Source organism: Paenibacillus aurantiacus (assembly GCF_042431225.1).
Taxonomy (GTDB): domain Bacteria; phylum Bacillota; class Bacilli; order Paenibacillales; family Paenibacillaceae; genus Paenibacillus_Z; species Paenibacillus_Z aurantiacus.
In genome coordinates, this window is record NZ_JBHMDO010000034.1 from 25,382 (window position 1) to 39,678 (window position 14,297).

The following is a 14,297-nucleotide window of genomic DNA, read 5'->3' on the forward strand; positions in this document are numbered from 1 at the left end:
CTAGTTGATAGGTTTGTGGTTAACAATTCGGATTCTACCACGGTCTGCCAGTCTTGAGAAGAGGGAAATTCAATGATGAATACGAATACGCCAATTGGAGCAGCTGCAGCTTTGCGATTAACCGATGTTCATGTCTTGGGATCGGGACAACCCGGGGCTAAAGGCACGTCGAGGCTTCGCGCGGTTCATGCGACGCTGCTGCCAGGAGAGTGGGTATACATAGCGGGGACGAACGGCAGCGGCAAATCGACGCTTGCCCGATTATTGGCCGGGCTGAGTATGGAGGGCGTAAGCGGCAGTATTGAGCGGGGCTTCGCTGGTGCGTATCCAGCGCCTTACGTCATGCAGCAGCCTGATGCGCAGCTGTTCGGCGAGACGCCGCGGGAAGAAATTACGTTCGCCTTGGAGTGGATGGGCTTGGAGGCGGCCACGATCGAAGACCGGGTATCGGAGACGCTCTACCGGACAGGACTTGCGTCTGTAGCGGATGTTCCGTGGGAGCGCTTGTCCGGCGGGCAGAAGCAATTGGCGGCGATCGCGGCCGCAGCAGCGGCAGAGGCCCCGCTGCTTGTATTGGATGAAGCGACCTCCATGTTGGACGACCGGAGCCGCCAGGTCGCAAGCGAGCTCATCCGTCAGCGGCATGCATCAGGAAGCGCCGTCGTCTGGGTAACGCAGCGGCTGGACGAACTGACGCCCGAAGAGCGGGTATGGGCCGTCAAGGAAGGAGAGATTTGCTTCGACGGCTGTGCGCGAGAATTTTTTTATGGAATTGTCGAGGCTACGGGTAAGACGCCATGTGAAGCCAGTGGCTTACAACCAGGCTACTTAACGAAGCTGGCGCTGGCTATGCGCGCCGAAGGCGTGCTGCAAGATCCGCTGCCGATGACGGAAGCGGAGTGGCGGGAGGTCGTTGGGGATTGATTGGAAGTAAGTTTGCGCCATTAATAATTAATGGCGTTAATGTAATAGATGATACTCGCAGCGATCGCCAATTGCAGCTTGAACCCGGCACGGTAACCGTCTTGATCGGGGCGAATGGTTCAGGCAAAACTTACTTACTCGAAAGTATTGCCGGGCTTCAGCCGGAATCGGAGGTCGAGTCGGTCTTCGGCAATGAGCGCGTCTGGCTGACGGATAGAAGCCGTCGCAGGCTGAATGCGGCAGCCCTGTTGGCATACGGCTATGCGAGCCAATCGCCCGAGGAGCAGCTGATCGCGCGTACTGTCCGGGACGAACTGGTCTTCACGCTCAAACCATATGGATTATCGGACACCGAAGTCGGGAAGAGGACATCGGCTGCGCTGACGGCAGTCGGATGGGACGCTTCTTGGCTCGACCGCGAGCCACAGCATATGAGCGGCGGCGAACGGCGCAGGGTTGCGCTTGCTTGCTTGTTCGCGGCGCCGACGCCATGGCTGCTGCTGGATGAGCCGACGGCGGGTCTCGATGCGGCCGCGCATGCCGAACTATCGTGCATGCTGAAGCAGCGAGCGGCCGAAGGGCAGGGGATCCTGCTTATCTCCCATGATACCGACTGGGCGATCCCGTTCGCGGATCGGGTGTGGCTCATGGGATCGGATCGGTCGATCAGGGATTGCGAACCTGAAGAACTGCTTGTTCATCCCGAATGGTTCGCCGAATGCGGAATGGCGATTCCCGCCTGGTTGCGTGTCCTTCGCGGGCTGCGGCGTCTAGGCGTGGACACGTCGCTGCGCGAACCGGCCGAACATACAGCCACAGCCGCGGCTGCCGCAGGGGTGAGTAGGGGGCAGCGCGATCCCGGATTGACCAGGAATATGCGGGATGATCCCGCGATGGAAGCAGCGGCAGCACAGATGGAGACACGACGTGATTACGAACGAGCAGTTGCCTCGTGGCGCGGTGAACATTCGGTGAAGCGCACCGGATCGCCGCTAGCCGATTATGACCCAAGGTCGGTCTGGCTCAGTTATGTGCTGCTGTCTACCGCGATTCTGATGCAGAAGTCTTGGATGGGCATTGCGGTCAGTGCTATTATTACCGCAGCTGCGATTCTGGCCGGACGCATTCCGCTCCGCCGCTGGCTGGGCGCGATCAAAGCGATGACGGTATTCACCGTTACCGCGGCGATTATTGCCGGCATTGCAAGCGGCGGTCATGGTCTCACTTGGGAAATCGGCGGATTCCTTGCGTCGCTGCAGTCGACGGCAAGGCCTTTGCTCGTTATGCTGCTCGGCTTCGGCTTGCCGATCGTCATTACGCCGCTCCGACTGCGTCGTTCCTTGGAGCAATCATTCGCCGTGCGCGGGCAGGTACCTTCAGCGGGCCAAACGATTATTCTTACTGTAACTCTGCTGCTGCGCTTCATCCCGGTGCTCCTGGCCGAGTGGCAGCGGTTCGCCAAGCTAAACCTTGCCCGCGGCAAGGCGGCACGCTTCTCGCTTCGCAAGCTGCCCGGGCAGCTGCGCGAGCTCTTGCTGCCGTTCATGCTGTCGCTCTTCCGCATCGCGGAGCAGGCGGCCAGCGCCTTGGAGAGCCGTGGTGTTGGACGACGGCCGTATCCGCGCGTGAGACGTACATTGAGATGGCAGCTAAAGGATGTTGCTTTAACGACTTCCTGCTTATTGCTGCTGCTCTTGTTCTGGCGGTTCTCCTAGCTTCGTTAGTTTCGAGCCTCCGATGTTAGCATCGAGCCTGCGCTACAGGTCGCATCCTACCTGAAAAAAATGGCGAAATGATGCGAATGCTGATAAAATGGGAGAAGCGAGCGGCATAGGGAAAGGGAGAGAACAAAGATGGCACATAAGCACGATCAGAGCCATGCGCATACCGTAATGGCCGAAGATATGCTTGCCGTTATGGCTAGGAACGGATGGCGAATTACGGAGCAGCGCAAGACGCTTGCCCATATTTTCTCGGATCACGACGGCTATTTGTCGCCCAAGGACGTATACGACCAGATGAGTGCCAAATATCCAAGCGTCAGTTTCGATACGGTATACCGGAACTTAAGAATGCTCAGCGAGATGGGCGTGCTGGAGCAATTTTATTTCATGGAAGGCGGCTTGAAGTTCAAAGGCAGCTGCCTGTCCCATCATCACCACCATTTGATTTGCGTCAATTGCGAGAAGACGATGACCTTCGACTATTGTCCGATGGAACAGTCCCTCGAGCTGCCCGGCAATTATCAAATTCTGAATCACCGCTTCGAAATTTACGGCATTTGTGAAGAGTGCCGCAAGGAAAACGTACAGTCTGAATAGACGAGCATAAAGCCGGGGCAAGTTCCCTGGCTTTTTTGCGCGGCTTGCGGTGTCGTGCGACATCCCGTTCATTTGAGACGCCGCGAGAATTGCGCTATCATGGTAGCATCGCGTATGACGGATCCGGCATCTTGCGACTGTCGGACCGTGCAAGTGGGGAAAGGAGAATGGCAGAGCATGAACAACGAGCAGAGACTAGAAGAAGCGCGCTGTCTGGTCGTCACGTCGGTCGAGGCTGAACGTGAGGCCGTGCGCCTGGGTATCGGAGAGAGCGCACGGTTCCGCGTAATGGTTGGGGGCGTCGGACAAGCTGCGGTGGCGGCGGCGACGGCGGCAGAGCTGTCCAAGGGTAGTTATGAGCTAGTGGTCAATATGGGGATCGGCGGGGGATTCAGGGAGGCTGCCGAGATCGGCACAGTCGTGGTGGCGAGCGAAATCGTAGCCGCGGACTTAGGCGCGGAATCGAAGGACGGTTTCATCCTGATCGACGAGCTTGGATTCGGCTCCGCGCGGATGGCGACCGAAGCGGCGATCTCTAAGCGAATTGTCGAAGCCGTGCAAGCAAGAGGAATCACGGTCGCCTATGCCCCGGTATTGACAGTCACGACCGTAACAGGGACGGCGGAGACGGCGCAGCTGCTAGCATCGCGTATCCCGGGAGCAGCTGCCGAAGCGATGGAAGGGTATGGCGCAGCTGCCGCCGCCAAGCTGATGCAAGTACCTGTCATAGAGATTAGAGGGATCTCGAATGCGGTCGGACCGCGCGATCGGGACGCCTGGCGAATTAAAGACGCGCTGCTGGCGCTTGAAGCGGCCGCAGCGGCGCTAAAGGAGGTCATATAGAATGAGAATCGCGTTCTCGCCTTGTCCGAACGATACGTTCGTCTTTCATGCGCTTGTGCATGGATTGATCCCCGGTGCGCCGGAGTTCGACGTGATGTATGCAGATATCGATATAACGAACAAGCTGGCTTCCAGCGGAGATGGACTCGACGTCATGAAGATCTCTTACGCAGCGCTGCCATGGGTGCTCGAAGATTACCGGCTGCTCCCGTGCGGCGGAGCATTGGGCCGCGGCTGCGGGCCGCTCGTGTTGACCAAGGAAGGCAATCCCGATCCGGCATCGCTTGCCGGCAAACGGGTAGCGGTGCCAAGCGAGCGCTCAACCGCCTACCTATTGTTCCGGCTGTGGGCGGCGCAGAAGGTGCCGGGCGGCATCGGCGAAGTGATCGTCATGCCGTTCCACGAAATCATGCCGGCGGTCCGGGATGGTCTCATTGATGCGGGGCTCGTCATCCATGAAGCCAGATTCACGTATCCGAATTACGGCTTGTCGCTCATGGCCGATATGGGCAGCTGGTGGGAATCCGATACGGGCCTGCCGATTCCGCTCGGGGCGATCATTGCCAAGCGGACGCTGGCGAACCCGAGTCAGATCGCAGGTTGGATCCGGGAGTCGGTGGCATACGCGTGGGCACATCCCGAAGTTTCCGACGCGTATGTGTTGGAACATTCGCAAGAGATGTCTCGAGAAGTAGCCAAGCAGCATATCGATCTGTACGTGAACGGGTTCACCGCCGATCTGGGCGAAGACGGCTATGCCGCCGTCGAAGCGCTGCTCGGCCGAGCCGCCAAAGAAGGACTTGTGCCCGAATTTGACTTGTCCCTGTTGCGATAGCGCCGCTTGCGCTTATGCGCATGTCAGAATCCTCTGTTCCGCCTGGTCGGCGAAGCAGAGGGTTCTTTATTCTTCGGATCCCTCGTCTTCTGACTGTCATGTCTGTCGGTTCCCGCCATATATCTGTAAGGAAACCGAACAATGGCGGATGGCGGGGGGATGTTGGTTGGTGGAAGTGACGACGAAAGCCCAGATCGACGCGATTCATCAGGATGGATGCAGAGTCTTAAGCGTAGTGCCTACAAGGGGAGGCGGACGGCTCATCATTTATACGGATAACGGGCTGCATCTATTCGGCCGGATCGTCCACGGAACGGGGGGCGCGACGCGCAGATATTTGAACGACCTGGCGGTATATGTTCAGCAAAAGAAAAATGAAAACGCATACAAGCTGCAGTATATTCGGATACTAGGCGACAAAATCAATCAAGGCTATGGGACGCTTATGTTGAATCAGCTGCTGCAGCATGCCAGAGAACGCGGTATCGAATATATTGACGGCCGTATGCAGGATGCCGGCGGAGAAGAGCATGAAAGGCGGCTTCGCCATTTCTACGGCAAATTCGGTTTCGAGATCGGGGAGGATCGGGAGTTATTGTGGAAGCCCCATAAGCACTTTCGATAGTTCGCGCCCGCAAACGACCACGTCGTCAAATGGCGCGCAGCGTCCGTAAGGTGAAGGGGGATCAACCGCATCAATGCCTTATACGAAAAAGAAGCCCAACCACCCGGCTTATTGCCTTCGGAAGGGCTTTCTGTCATTCATTCGTTCGCGAACGAACACGAGGTGTCCATCTCTATGGTCTTTCTTCAGACTTGTCGTCTTTGAGGGTGCCGATATGATCCTTCAAATCTTCCATGTCCAGCGCGGGCAGCGCCAGCTTGGCGCGTACGGCGGACAGCTTGGCGTTCAAGTCCGACTCCGGCACGTAGATGTACGGGCTATCCCACACGCCGTCCAGCGCGTTCAGATTCAACGACTGCGGTTTCATTGAACGGTAATTAATGATCCAGTCCACGAGCGTATCCTTCGGGATATCCGTCCGGATATGCTCTCCGACGATGTCGAGAATGTTGCCCCACTGCGAGATGCCCGAGAGCGAGCTCATTTTGTCGACCATTTGGGTCAACACCTGCTGCTGACGTTCGTTGCGCGCCATGTCCGACGATTCCTCGGTCCCTTGGTTCGATTTGCGGTAACGGACAAAATCGAGCACCTCTTTGCCGCCGAGCTTCTGCTGACCCTGTTTAAGGTTAATATTGGTGCCGTCGGCGCTGTCGATGTACCGCATATCCATATCCACGTTAAGGTCTAGTCCGCCCAGCGCGTCCACAATCTCGCGGAGTCCGTCGAAGTCGACGACAACCATGTAGTCGACCGGCGTCTGGAGCAGGTCGCTGTAGAACGCTTTGACGTTCGGAATAACCGAGTCTTTGTCTTTGTTGTAGTAATAAGGGAAGAAGTAATTCGCTTTATGCGTACCGTGATCATCCGAAGCGATCCTCAGATCGCGCGGAACCGACATCAGCGCCGCCGATTTGTCGGCTGGATCGTAACTAGCCAGCATGAGCACGTCAGCGTTCATCGTGCCGCCGCTGCCTTCCCGGTTATCGACCCCGGTCAGCAGAAAGGAGATCGGCTTGTCGACGAGCGGTTCGGCAGGCTGGACGGGAGTCTCGACGTCGGCCACCGGCTGCTGCGCATCTTCCGTCTCCTCCGGCGCGGAGATTTTATCGAACGCTTGGTTGGCTTTATAGTATAGGTAGCCGGCGAACGCGCCGGAACCGACGATGAACGTCGTCGAGGCGATCGCGACGGAGATGATGATTTTGCGCCAAATCCGGGACTTGGGCTTGGCCTGCGCGGAATCTTGTTGCCCGCCGGCGTTAGGTTCAAGGGATTTGTCCTGCATGTGTTAACGTTCCTCCATTTACGAAACAGAAATAAAAAGACATCTTTTTTATCATAGCATAACGATCCGCCTCAAATTTAAACAAACAAAGCCGGATTTGTGAACTTTGTGACGAGAAATGACGGGAAATCGCCGATTTTCGCCGAAATGAAAGGGAATGAACGGCAATGCAGCGAATATATAGTTGACTAAGGTCGAATTTATTTCGCGCCAGATGTAGGAGGACGCATGAACTTGTATGGTAATGAGCCTGGATTTTTTAGTTTCTTGAATGAGATGCCGCTCTTTTTTAAGTTATTCGGAGGGCTCGTCTTTGTTCTCGTCGTTGGCGGATTCGCGAGCGTGTTGATTCGAGGTGCTCGCCAGTTCGCGGTCAATAGCGCTTCGGATTTAGTGGAACGGCCGGCTCGCGTTGTCTCCAAACGTACGGAAGTATGGGGCGGATCAGGCGAGATGAGCGCGAGCACTAACTATTACGTAACGTTCGAATTCCAGGATGGGGCGCGCGTTGAACTTCCGATGAAAGGGACGGAATACGGCTTGCTGGCGGAAGGAGACTCGGGCGTTCTGACCCATCAAGGTACGCGCTATAAAGGATTCCGGCGTTCATAGCACATGTAATCGGGGGAGAATTCCATGACGATTCAAGCGGTATTATTCGACTTGGACAATACGTTGCTGAACCGTAACGCCGCCTTCCGCGCGTATGCCGCACAGCTAATTCGGACATATGCGTCTTATGCTGACGACGAACAAGCGGAGCGCTATACGAATTGGCTAATTGCGGAGGACCGTCAAGGTTACACGCCAAAGAAGCAGCTCTATGCGGAGATGATGCGTACGGTGCCGATGCGGGACCCTCTCACGTCCGTCGAGACTTTGCTCGAAACCTGGTTCGCGACGTTCAGCGCGTACTCCGTCACCATGGAAGGCGCGGGCGAGACGCTCCATCGATTGAAAGCCAGCGGTTTCCAACTCGGCCTTATTACGAACGGAAGCAGCCGAAGCCAGCAGGCCAAGATCGACCAGACCGGGTTTCGGCATCTGTTCGATGCAATTATCGTGTCAGACGAGGTGGCGGTCAAGAAGCCCGATCCCGCGATCTTTGCTATAGCGCTGGATCAGCTTGGCGTATCGCCGCGGCACGCTGCATACGTCGGCGACCATCCGGCCAACGACGTGGATGGCGCGATCAGAGCGGGACTCCACGCCGTATGGCTGCGCGGGTTGACATCGGGAGAACCACTGTCTGTGGGACGATATCGGACAATTGACCATTTGAGCGAGCTTGTCGACGAGCTTGGAGCTTGCTATTAAGAAATGAAAAGGAGGTGTCCTAAGGTCATCATTAGATGACGAATCGGACACCTCCTATGCGTTGACGCACCTTTAACCGCGAGCGGTTTTGTATTTGCCGTCTGCTTCGAGTCCGGCCGATGCTGCCGGTTCATAGACGCGGCCCGGCCAGAACGCTTTGCGACCGAGCAGGACCGTGATCGCAGGAACGAGGAATGGCCGGACGACGAACGTGTCGAGAAGCACGCCGATCGCCGTGATAATGCCGAACTGCACGAGCACTTGAATCGGCAATGTGGCGAGTACGGCGAAGGTGGCCGCGAGAATCAGACCTGCCGACGTAATGACGCCGCCTGTATCCGCGACGCCTTCGCGGATCGCTTGTCGCAGCGGCATCGTTTTGCGTTTCTGCCAGATGCTCGAGATCATGAAGATATTGTAGTCTTCCCCGAGTGCGACCAGGAACACGAATGAGTAAAGCGGGATCGAACCTTGGATGCCGTCCGCGCCCATGAAGTAATGGATGATGATCCAGCCCAGTCCGAGCGCTGCCCCATAGGAGAGCAGGACGGTGGCGATCAAGTAGAGCATCGCGACGAACGAGCGCAGATAAATCAGGAGAAGCAGCGCGATCAGCACGGTGACGACCGGAATAATCAGGTTGCGGTCTTGGTCGCCGACGGCCTTCGTATCGTGCTGGTCGGCGGTCTGTCCGCCAATCCAGACGCGCGGCTCGGCGATGCCGCTGGCGCGCAATTCATTCTCCGCTCGCGCTTGAAGCTCAGGTATGAACGACATCGCGTCCAACGAGTACGGATTCATAGCAAGCGTAATGGAATAAGATTGCAAGTTTGGCTCGGATGCGCCTGTTTCCGGCTTCGCGGAGACGGAAGCGATCTTCTCGTCTGCTTGGAAGACCGAGTCCAGATTAATGGCTTTGCCCTCGGTATCCACGACTAGCGTCACCGGTGCGAGGCTGCCCGGGGAGAATGCTTCGCCGATCAAATCGTTGCCTTCGCGGGAATCCATCGTCTTCGGGAACGAGGAGAGAATGTCATAATTATAATTGACGGCAGGGGCGAACCCGGCCAGCGCGCCGAGAATGACGACCGAAACGATCGTTACGGTCCAAGGCTTGCGGGTGACGAGACCCCCGATCGCGTGCCCGAAGCCGCGTTTCGGCGCTTCCTTCGGTACCGGCTTCCCTTTGCGGATGGCGCGCTCGCGCTTCATCTCCGGCGTGCGTGGAATGAACGGGAAGAACGAGACGCGTCCGAATACGGACAGAAGAGCAGGCACGAGCGTAATGCTGGCAATGCCCATGACGAAGATCGATAAGCTGAACGGGACGGCGAACCGGTGGTAGGCGCCATATTCGGCCAGCAGCAGCGCAAGCAAGGACAAGACGACGGTGAAGCCGCTCATCGCGACAGCGCCGGTCGCATCTTTAATGGCATGAATTAATGCCATTAATTTATTTTCATGCCGGGTAAGCTCGGTGCGGAAATGCGATATCAAGAACAAGCAGTAGTCAGTGCCTGCGCCGAACAGCAGCACGGTCATAATCGATATCCCTTGCGAGTCGACGATAATCCATTCGTTGCCGGCCATCCAACCGAGCAGCGGACTCGTTACGGCATACGCGAAGGCGACGCCGACGAGCGGGATGAGCGCCAGGATCGGCGAGCGATAGATGGCGAGCAGAATGACAAGCACGATGACGACGGTTGCGATCAAGAGCGAGACGTCGGCGCCGCTGAAAAGCGCGGTGGCGTCTACCGCAATGCCGGCCGGGCCGGTAATGCGCGCGCTCAGTTCGCCGCCGCTAGTCTCCTGCTCGAACGGCTTCGCGCCGGATGCCTCGTCTCCAAACGCCTTGACCGTCTCCAGCGAATGTTCCATCACTTCCGTATCCACGGATTCGGCGAAGAACATCGGCTGGATCAGAGTTGTACCGTCCTCGGATACTTGCGCGCGAACGGCATCCGGCGGGAGCTGGTGAAGCGGGATCGTGGAAGACTGGCCTTCAACCGGCGATTCTGTCAAACGCTTCGCGAGCGCCTGAACAGCAGCGAGGTCTTCTTCGGTCAGTCCACTGTCGCGATGCCAGACGATCAGCGCCGGCAATCCGGACTCGGAAGGGAACTGCTCCTTGATGATGGCAGCGGCTTGAACCGAAGGCAGATCTTCCTTCAAGTTTGGCGCGTTGTTAATTTCTTTGCTGCCGACCTGGGGCAGTGTCAAACTGAGAACCGCGGCGAGCAAAACCCACGTGAAGATCGTGATCCAGCGCGTTCGCTTGCCCGCTACGAGGCTGCCGTACTTGGCAAGCCAGCTGTTCGATTCCATTGCATGGTTCCTCCATTTCAAAAGTAGGGGTAAAAGGGTAAAATAATTAAAGCTGAACTAATTATATCTACCCTAGGGTAGATATTTCAATCCGGCATTCGTTAAAACTTTATGAACAACATTTTCGACCATAAGCGAGGCGTGATCACTGTTATGCAAGACAAATCTGAGAACAAGACGAAGACTGGCCGGCCAAAAGGCAAGCGGACCGACGCGACGCGCGTCCTCATCCTGCGCACGGCGGCCATGCAATTCATGGAACTTGGCTATGACAAATTATCGCTTCAGGAGGTCGCCGATCTGTGCGGCGTAACCAAGGCGACGATCTACCACTATTACAAGGACAAGAGCTCGCTATTCACCGAAGCGATTCTGCTCATGCTGCGCACAGCGCTGGCCAGGAGCGAGGACATCGTTCGCGAGACGCCGGATTTGGCCGGGAAGCTGAAGCAGCTGGCCATCGGATTGCTGCGCCACTCGCACGTTGAATTCGAGACGATGATGCGAAAGGCGTCCTCCGTCTTGAGCGAGGACCAAATCGCCGCGATCCGTCATCAGGAGCAGCAGCTTCACCAGCTGCTCGGAGGCGTGTTCCGCTCGGCGATGGAAGCGGGTATCATTCGTCAGAGCAATCCTACCTTCCTCTCCCGCGCGTTCGCCATGCTGATGCTGATGCGCAATCAGCCGGAGTTGACCGAGGGGTTGATCTCGCCGGACGAAGCTGCCGAGGAGATCGTTCAATTATTCCTGCACGGGTTAGATCCGCTTAAAGGCTAGACGCTCGCTTCCATCGCTCGAAATTGTCATATCTGCCGCGCATCCGCATACGATTAGGCGAAAAGCCAAGCGCCGGCGCGCAGAAGGCGTATTCGAGAGCGATTGGAGGAGTGATGCGAACATGATCGCACACGAACAGCAGCTCGTTCAGCTCGTGCGGCGATTCTTGCCCCAAGGCGCGGAGCTGGCCGTCATCGAACGTCCGGTGCCGCACCCGGCGATCGTCGCGGCGGACATGAACGGCGACCGCGATCCGGAGATCGCGGCCGTTTACCGATATGCAGACGCGTTGTATCTATTGGTGCTCCGGAATCCGGCGGAAGGTTGGGAAGCGGTCGTCAATGAACGCGGAGCCGGCTACGGGGTGACGCTGCTGTCCGCGTCGCCGGTATCAAGCGCGACCCGCAACAATTTGCTGGTAGGCTGGCAGATGGGCGCGGTCTGGTCGCAGCTGGCGATCTACGAGTGGGAGCCCGGCGGATTGCGAAGCGTGCTGAAAGAACCGTTAACGTACAGTTATATCGAGGTGCTCGATCTGCTCGGTTCGAGCGGTCGAGACGGACAGTCGGAACTGGTTCTCTGGCTGCATGACACGGGCGAAGCCTATCGCGTGGAGGTGCTGCGCTGGCATGGCGGCGACATCGTGCCGGCACCCGACGTAGAGGCGGCTTACTTTCGCAAGGTGACGGGTTATTATGAGCATATGGTTCGGCTTCATCCTGATTACGCATTCTATTGGTATTATCTGGCTGATGCTCAGCTTCGAGCGGGATTGCCGCAGGCGGCACTGTCATCCGCTCGCCGGGCATTGGATTTTCCGCATCCGTATCCGTCGCGGGAAGAGCTGGAGCGTCTGCAGCGGGAGATCGCGGGCAAGTTGCAACATGGCCGAAGTGTCGCTACCAGAGCGGAAGCGCTGTTCCCCGCTTCGCTCAAGACCTTGAACGGAATTCGTTGGGGGTACATCGACCGCTCAGGCAAAATGGTTCTGCCGCCTCGTTTCCGATCTGCCGCTTCTTTCGGTCCGAATCGACTCGCGGCCGCCGGGACGGAACGCGGGACCGGGCTGATCGACACAACAGGCCGCTTCGTTGTAGAGCCGATTTATGATTCGATCAGCGATTTCAACGAAGGTCACGCGGTCGTTATCGACAAGGAAGGCTTTAAGCTGATGAACGCTTCAGGGAAGATCGTGACGAAGCGCGCTTATTCCTTCCTGGGGAATTTGCACGATAACAGGGCGGTCTTCTATGTCCAAGATCAAGATGGCAGCTCGCGGTATGGTTACATTGACGGACGGGGAGACGAAGTCATTCCGGCCCGCTTCATGGAGGCGGACGACTTCCAGCGCGACCGTGCGCTCGTGAAGACGAAAGAAGGCGAATATGCGGTTATTCGGCCTGATGGGACCGAGGTTGCCGTATTCCATTATCCATTCGTAGGTCCGCCAGGCGACGGCCTGCTTGCCTTCCAGCAGGAAGCAGGCGGCCCTTATGGATATATCGATGAGAAGGGCAGGGTCGTCATTCCGCCCGCGTATACGTTTGCCCAGCCTTTCCAAGACGGGTTGGCCGTCGTCAATACGGGCGAGGATTACAAGTCGGTGTATGGCGTCATCGACAAGAAAGGTCAATACGTCGTCCAGCCGGGCTATAACGATATCCGGCAGCTCGGCGAGAAGCGTCTGGCACTTGGGCAGGCGATCGACGAGAACGAGCCGTACCGCGGTTCCAAATACGCGATCGCCGCGACGAATGGCGTTCGTCTAAGCGATTACGTCTATTTCGATCCGCAGGATTTCAAGCAAGGGCTGGCTTCGGTCTATGACCGCACGCACACGTATTTCATCGATCGGACGGGCAAGGCGGCGCCGGGTTATCCGCGTATCAAAGGAAGCGGCATCTTAACGCTCGAGGATGGCCTGATCGCGGCGAACGTGGACCAGCGGCTGTCGTATTGGACGAAGGATGGGCAGAATGTCTGGCGGCAGAACAGCATCATTCCGCTGCGCGATCCGTACCGGGTGCGCGAGGTGAAATATAGCCCGAACAAAGATTACCTCGTCTATTACCCGCAGCTCGAAGGAATGTCGAATCCGAATACGCAGCAGAATGTCAATACCAAGCTCAAGGAGCTGTCTCAGGTGAAGCCGGTCCCGGCGGATCAGCAGCTGGAAGCTTCGTATACCGGCGACTTCCAGATCTCCATGTTCCGCAAAAATCTGCTCGTCCTCGAGCTGTCCGGCTACAACTATCCGTTCGGCGCGGCGCACGGCATGCCTACGCTGCTGTACCCGCATGTCGATGTGACAACCGGGGGGTTCTACGAATTGAAGGACTTGTTCAAGCCCGGCAGCGATTACGTGAAGGTGCTCAGCGATATCGTCGGCCAACAAATCAAGGAAGACCCGCAGTACGACTACGTATTCCCGGACACGTACAAAGGGATCGCGCCAGACCAGCCGTTCTATGTCTCGGAGACGGCGCTGCATCTGTATTTCGCGCCTTACGAAATCGGACCCTACGCGGCAGGCTTCCCGACGTTCACGATTCCGTTCGCGCAGATCAACGGGATATTAGCCAAGGATCGCCCATTCTGGCAATCCTTCCACTGAGAGGCGCCATCCAAAACGGTTGTTGCGCAAAACGCGGCAACCGTTTACTATGTTCATAGGTTTGATTCCGCGTGCGGATATAATCGAATAACGGAAACAGGTGCTGGAAAGCGGCCGATGCAGGCTGCCATTCCGGCTTAATAGGGAAGTTCGGTGCAAAGCCGACGCGGTCCCGCCACTGTTACGGAGGAGTCGAAAGCGCATAATCGCCACTGGGTGCAACCGGGAAGGCGGCTGACGACGATGATGCCGGTAGCCAGGAGACCTGCCTGTTTCAACGACACTGCTTTACCTACGGGAGATAGGGAGGTGTTAGACGAGCAACCGGATGGTAACCAAGGGCGTACATACGGGCGTCTTTCCCCTGCATGACGAAGGGGAGAGGCGCCTTTTTTTGCATGTCCGAGCGGCGTGCAACATTTAAC

Annotated in this window: 12 protein-coding genes and 1 riboswitch; of the genes, 10 read left to right on the top strand and 2 right to left on the bottom strand. The window is 57.2% G+C overall.

Translation table 11 applies throughout. The features are described from left to right. The first annotated feature begins 72 nt into the window (after nt 1-72). The 6 genes from ACFFSY_RS21535 to ACFFSY_RS21560 all read left to right on the top strand — a co-directional run bounded on the left by ACFFSY_RS21535 (nt 73) and on the right by ACFFSY_RS21560 (nt 5,548). The gene (locus ACFFSY_RS21535; protein ID WP_377497927.1) at nt 73-924 is read left to right on the top strand and encodes an energy-coupling factor ABC transporter ATP-binding protein; all 852 of its coding nucleotides are present in this window, start codon (nt 73-75) and stop codon (nt 922-924) included. Between the two features lie 71 nt (nt 925-995). Further along, entirely contained in the window at nt 996-2,639 is a 1,644-nt protein-coding gene (locus tag ACFFSY_RS21540; protein WP_377497930.1) for an ATP-binding cassette domain-containing protein, read from the top strand. Nucleotides 2,640-2,777: 138 nt separating this feature from the next. Further along, nucleotides 2,778-3,245 carry a Fur family transcriptional regulator gene (locus ACFFSY_RS21545; protein WP_377497932.1) on the top strand — a complete coding sequence of 156 codons (468 nt, stop codon included), beginning with the start codon at nt 2,778-2,780 and terminating at the stop codon, nt 3,243-3,245. A gap of 177 nt (nt 3,246-3,422) precedes the next feature. Then, nucleotides 3,423-4,088: a futalosine hydrolase gene (locus ACFFSY_RS21550; protein WP_377497934.1), complete on the top strand. Its 666-nt coding sequence runs from the start codon at nt 3,423-3,425 to the stop codon at nt 4,086-4,088. Nucleotide 4,089: 1 nt separating this feature from the next. Next, nucleotides 4,090-4,923, top strand: a complete 834-nt coding sequence (locus ACFFSY_RS21555; RefSeq protein WP_377497936.1) for a 1,4-dihydroxy-6-naphtoate synthase — start codon at nt 4,090-4,092, stop codon at nt 4,921-4,923. A gap of 169 nt (nt 4,924-5,092) precedes the next feature. Further along, the gene (locus ACFFSY_RS21560) at nt 5,093-5,548 is read left to right on the top strand and encodes a GNAT family N-acetyltransferase (protein ID WP_377497938.1); all 456 of its coding nucleotides are present in this window, start codon (nt 5,093-5,095) and stop codon (nt 5,546-5,548) included. Between the two features lie 172 nt (nt 5,549-5,720). On the opposite strand, the gene ACFFSY_RS21565 is transcribed toward ACFFSY_RS21560, so the two are convergent. After that, nucleotides 5,721-6,836: an LCP family protein gene (locus ACFFSY_RS21565; protein ID WP_377497940.1), complete on the bottom strand. Its 1,116-nt coding sequence runs from the start codon at nt 6,834-6,836 to the stop codon at nt 5,721-5,723. A gap of 228 nt (nt 6,837-7,064) precedes the next feature. Here ACFFSY_RS21565 and ACFFSY_RS21570 point away from each other — a divergent pair, with 228 nt between their 5' ends. Together ACFFSY_RS21570 and ACFFSY_RS21575 are read left to right on the top strand one after the other, a co-directional pair. Beyond that, a complete protein-coding gene (locus ACFFSY_RS21570; RefSeq protein ID WP_377497942.1) occupies nt 7,065-7,448 on the top strand; it encodes a DUF2500 domain-containing protein in 384 nt (127 codons plus the stop codon). 24 nt (nt 7,449-7,472) lie between these two features. Next, complete coding sequence (locus ACFFSY_RS21575; protein ID WP_377497944.1) at nt 7,473-8,153, top strand: HAD family hydrolase; 681 nt, start codon at nt 7,473-7,475, stop codon at nt 8,151-8,153. Nucleotides 8,154-8,225: 72 nt separating this feature from the next. Here the strand turns inward: ACFFSY_RS21575 and ACFFSY_RS21580 are convergent, their stop codons facing one another. Next, nucleotides 8,226-10,481, bottom strand: coding sequence for an MMPL family transporter (locus ACFFSY_RS21580; protein ID WP_377497946.1), 2,256 nt, complete (start codon nt 10,479-10,481; stop codon nt 8,226-8,228). Nucleotides 10,482-10,634: 153 nt separating this feature from the next. Between ACFFSY_RS21580 and ACFFSY_RS21585 the strand changes: the two genes are divergently transcribed. Both ACFFSY_RS21585 and ACFFSY_RS21590 read left to right on the top strand, forming a co-directional pair. Beyond that, on the top strand, nt 10,635-11,258 hold the full coding sequence (locus ACFFSY_RS21585) for a TetR/AcrR family transcriptional regulator (RefSeq protein WP_377497948.1): 624 nt from the start codon (nt 10,635-10,637) through the stop codon (nt 11,256-11,258). 121 nt (nt 11,259-11,379) lie between these two features. Then, nucleotides 11,380-13,872, top strand: a complete 2,493-nt coding sequence (locus tag ACFFSY_RS21590) for a WG repeat-containing protein (RefSeq protein WP_377497950.1) — start codon at nt 11,380-11,382, stop codon at nt 13,870-13,872. Nucleotides 13,873-13,953: 81 nt separating this feature from the next. Further along, nucleotides 13,954-14,159: riboswitch (cobalamin riboswitch) on the top strand. Nucleotides 14,160-14,297 lie beyond the last annotated feature (138 nt).

Excerpts from the sequence above, each read along its gene's own strand:
- ACFFSY_RS21535 (WP_377497927.1), top strand. The coding sequence starts at position 73 with ATGATGAATACGAATACGCCAATTGGAGCAGCTGCAGCTTTGCGATTA.
- ACFFSY_RS21545 (WP_377497932.1), top strand. The coding sequence starts at position 2,778 with ATGGCACATAAGCACGATCAGAGCCATGCGCATACCGTAATGGCCGAA.
- ACFFSY_RS21550 (WP_377497934.1), top strand. The coding sequence starts at position 3,423 with ATGAACAACGAGCAGAGACTAGAAGAAGCGCGCTGTCTGGTCGTCACG.
- ACFFSY_RS21555 (WP_377497936.1), top strand. The coding sequence starts at position 4,090 with ATGAGAATCGCGTTCTCGCCTTGTCCGAACGATACGTTCGTCTTTCAT.
- ACFFSY_RS21565 (WP_377497940.1), bottom strand. The coding sequence starts at position 6,836 with ATGCAGGACAAATCCCTTGAACCTAACGCCGGCGGGCAACAAGATTCC.
- ACFFSY_RS21570 (WP_377497942.1), top strand. The coding sequence starts at position 7,065 with ATGAACTTGTATGGTAATGAGCCTGGATTTTTTAGTTTCTTGAATGAG.
- ACFFSY_RS21575 (WP_377497944.1), top strand. The coding sequence starts at position 7,473 with ATGACGATTCAAGCGGTATTATTCGACTTGGACAATACGTTGCTGAAC.
- ACFFSY_RS21580 (WP_377497946.1), bottom strand. The coding sequence starts at position 10,481 with ATGGAATCGAACAGCTGGCTTGCCAAGTACGGCAGCCTCGTAGCGGGC.
- ACFFSY_RS21585 (WP_377497948.1), top strand. The coding sequence starts at position 10,635 with ATGCAAGACAAATCTGAGAACAAGACGAAGACTGGCCGGCCAAAAGGC.
- ACFFSY_RS21590 (WP_377497950.1), top strand. The coding sequence starts at position 11,380 with ATGATCGCACACGAACAGCAGCTCGTTCAGCTCGTGCGGCGATTCTTG.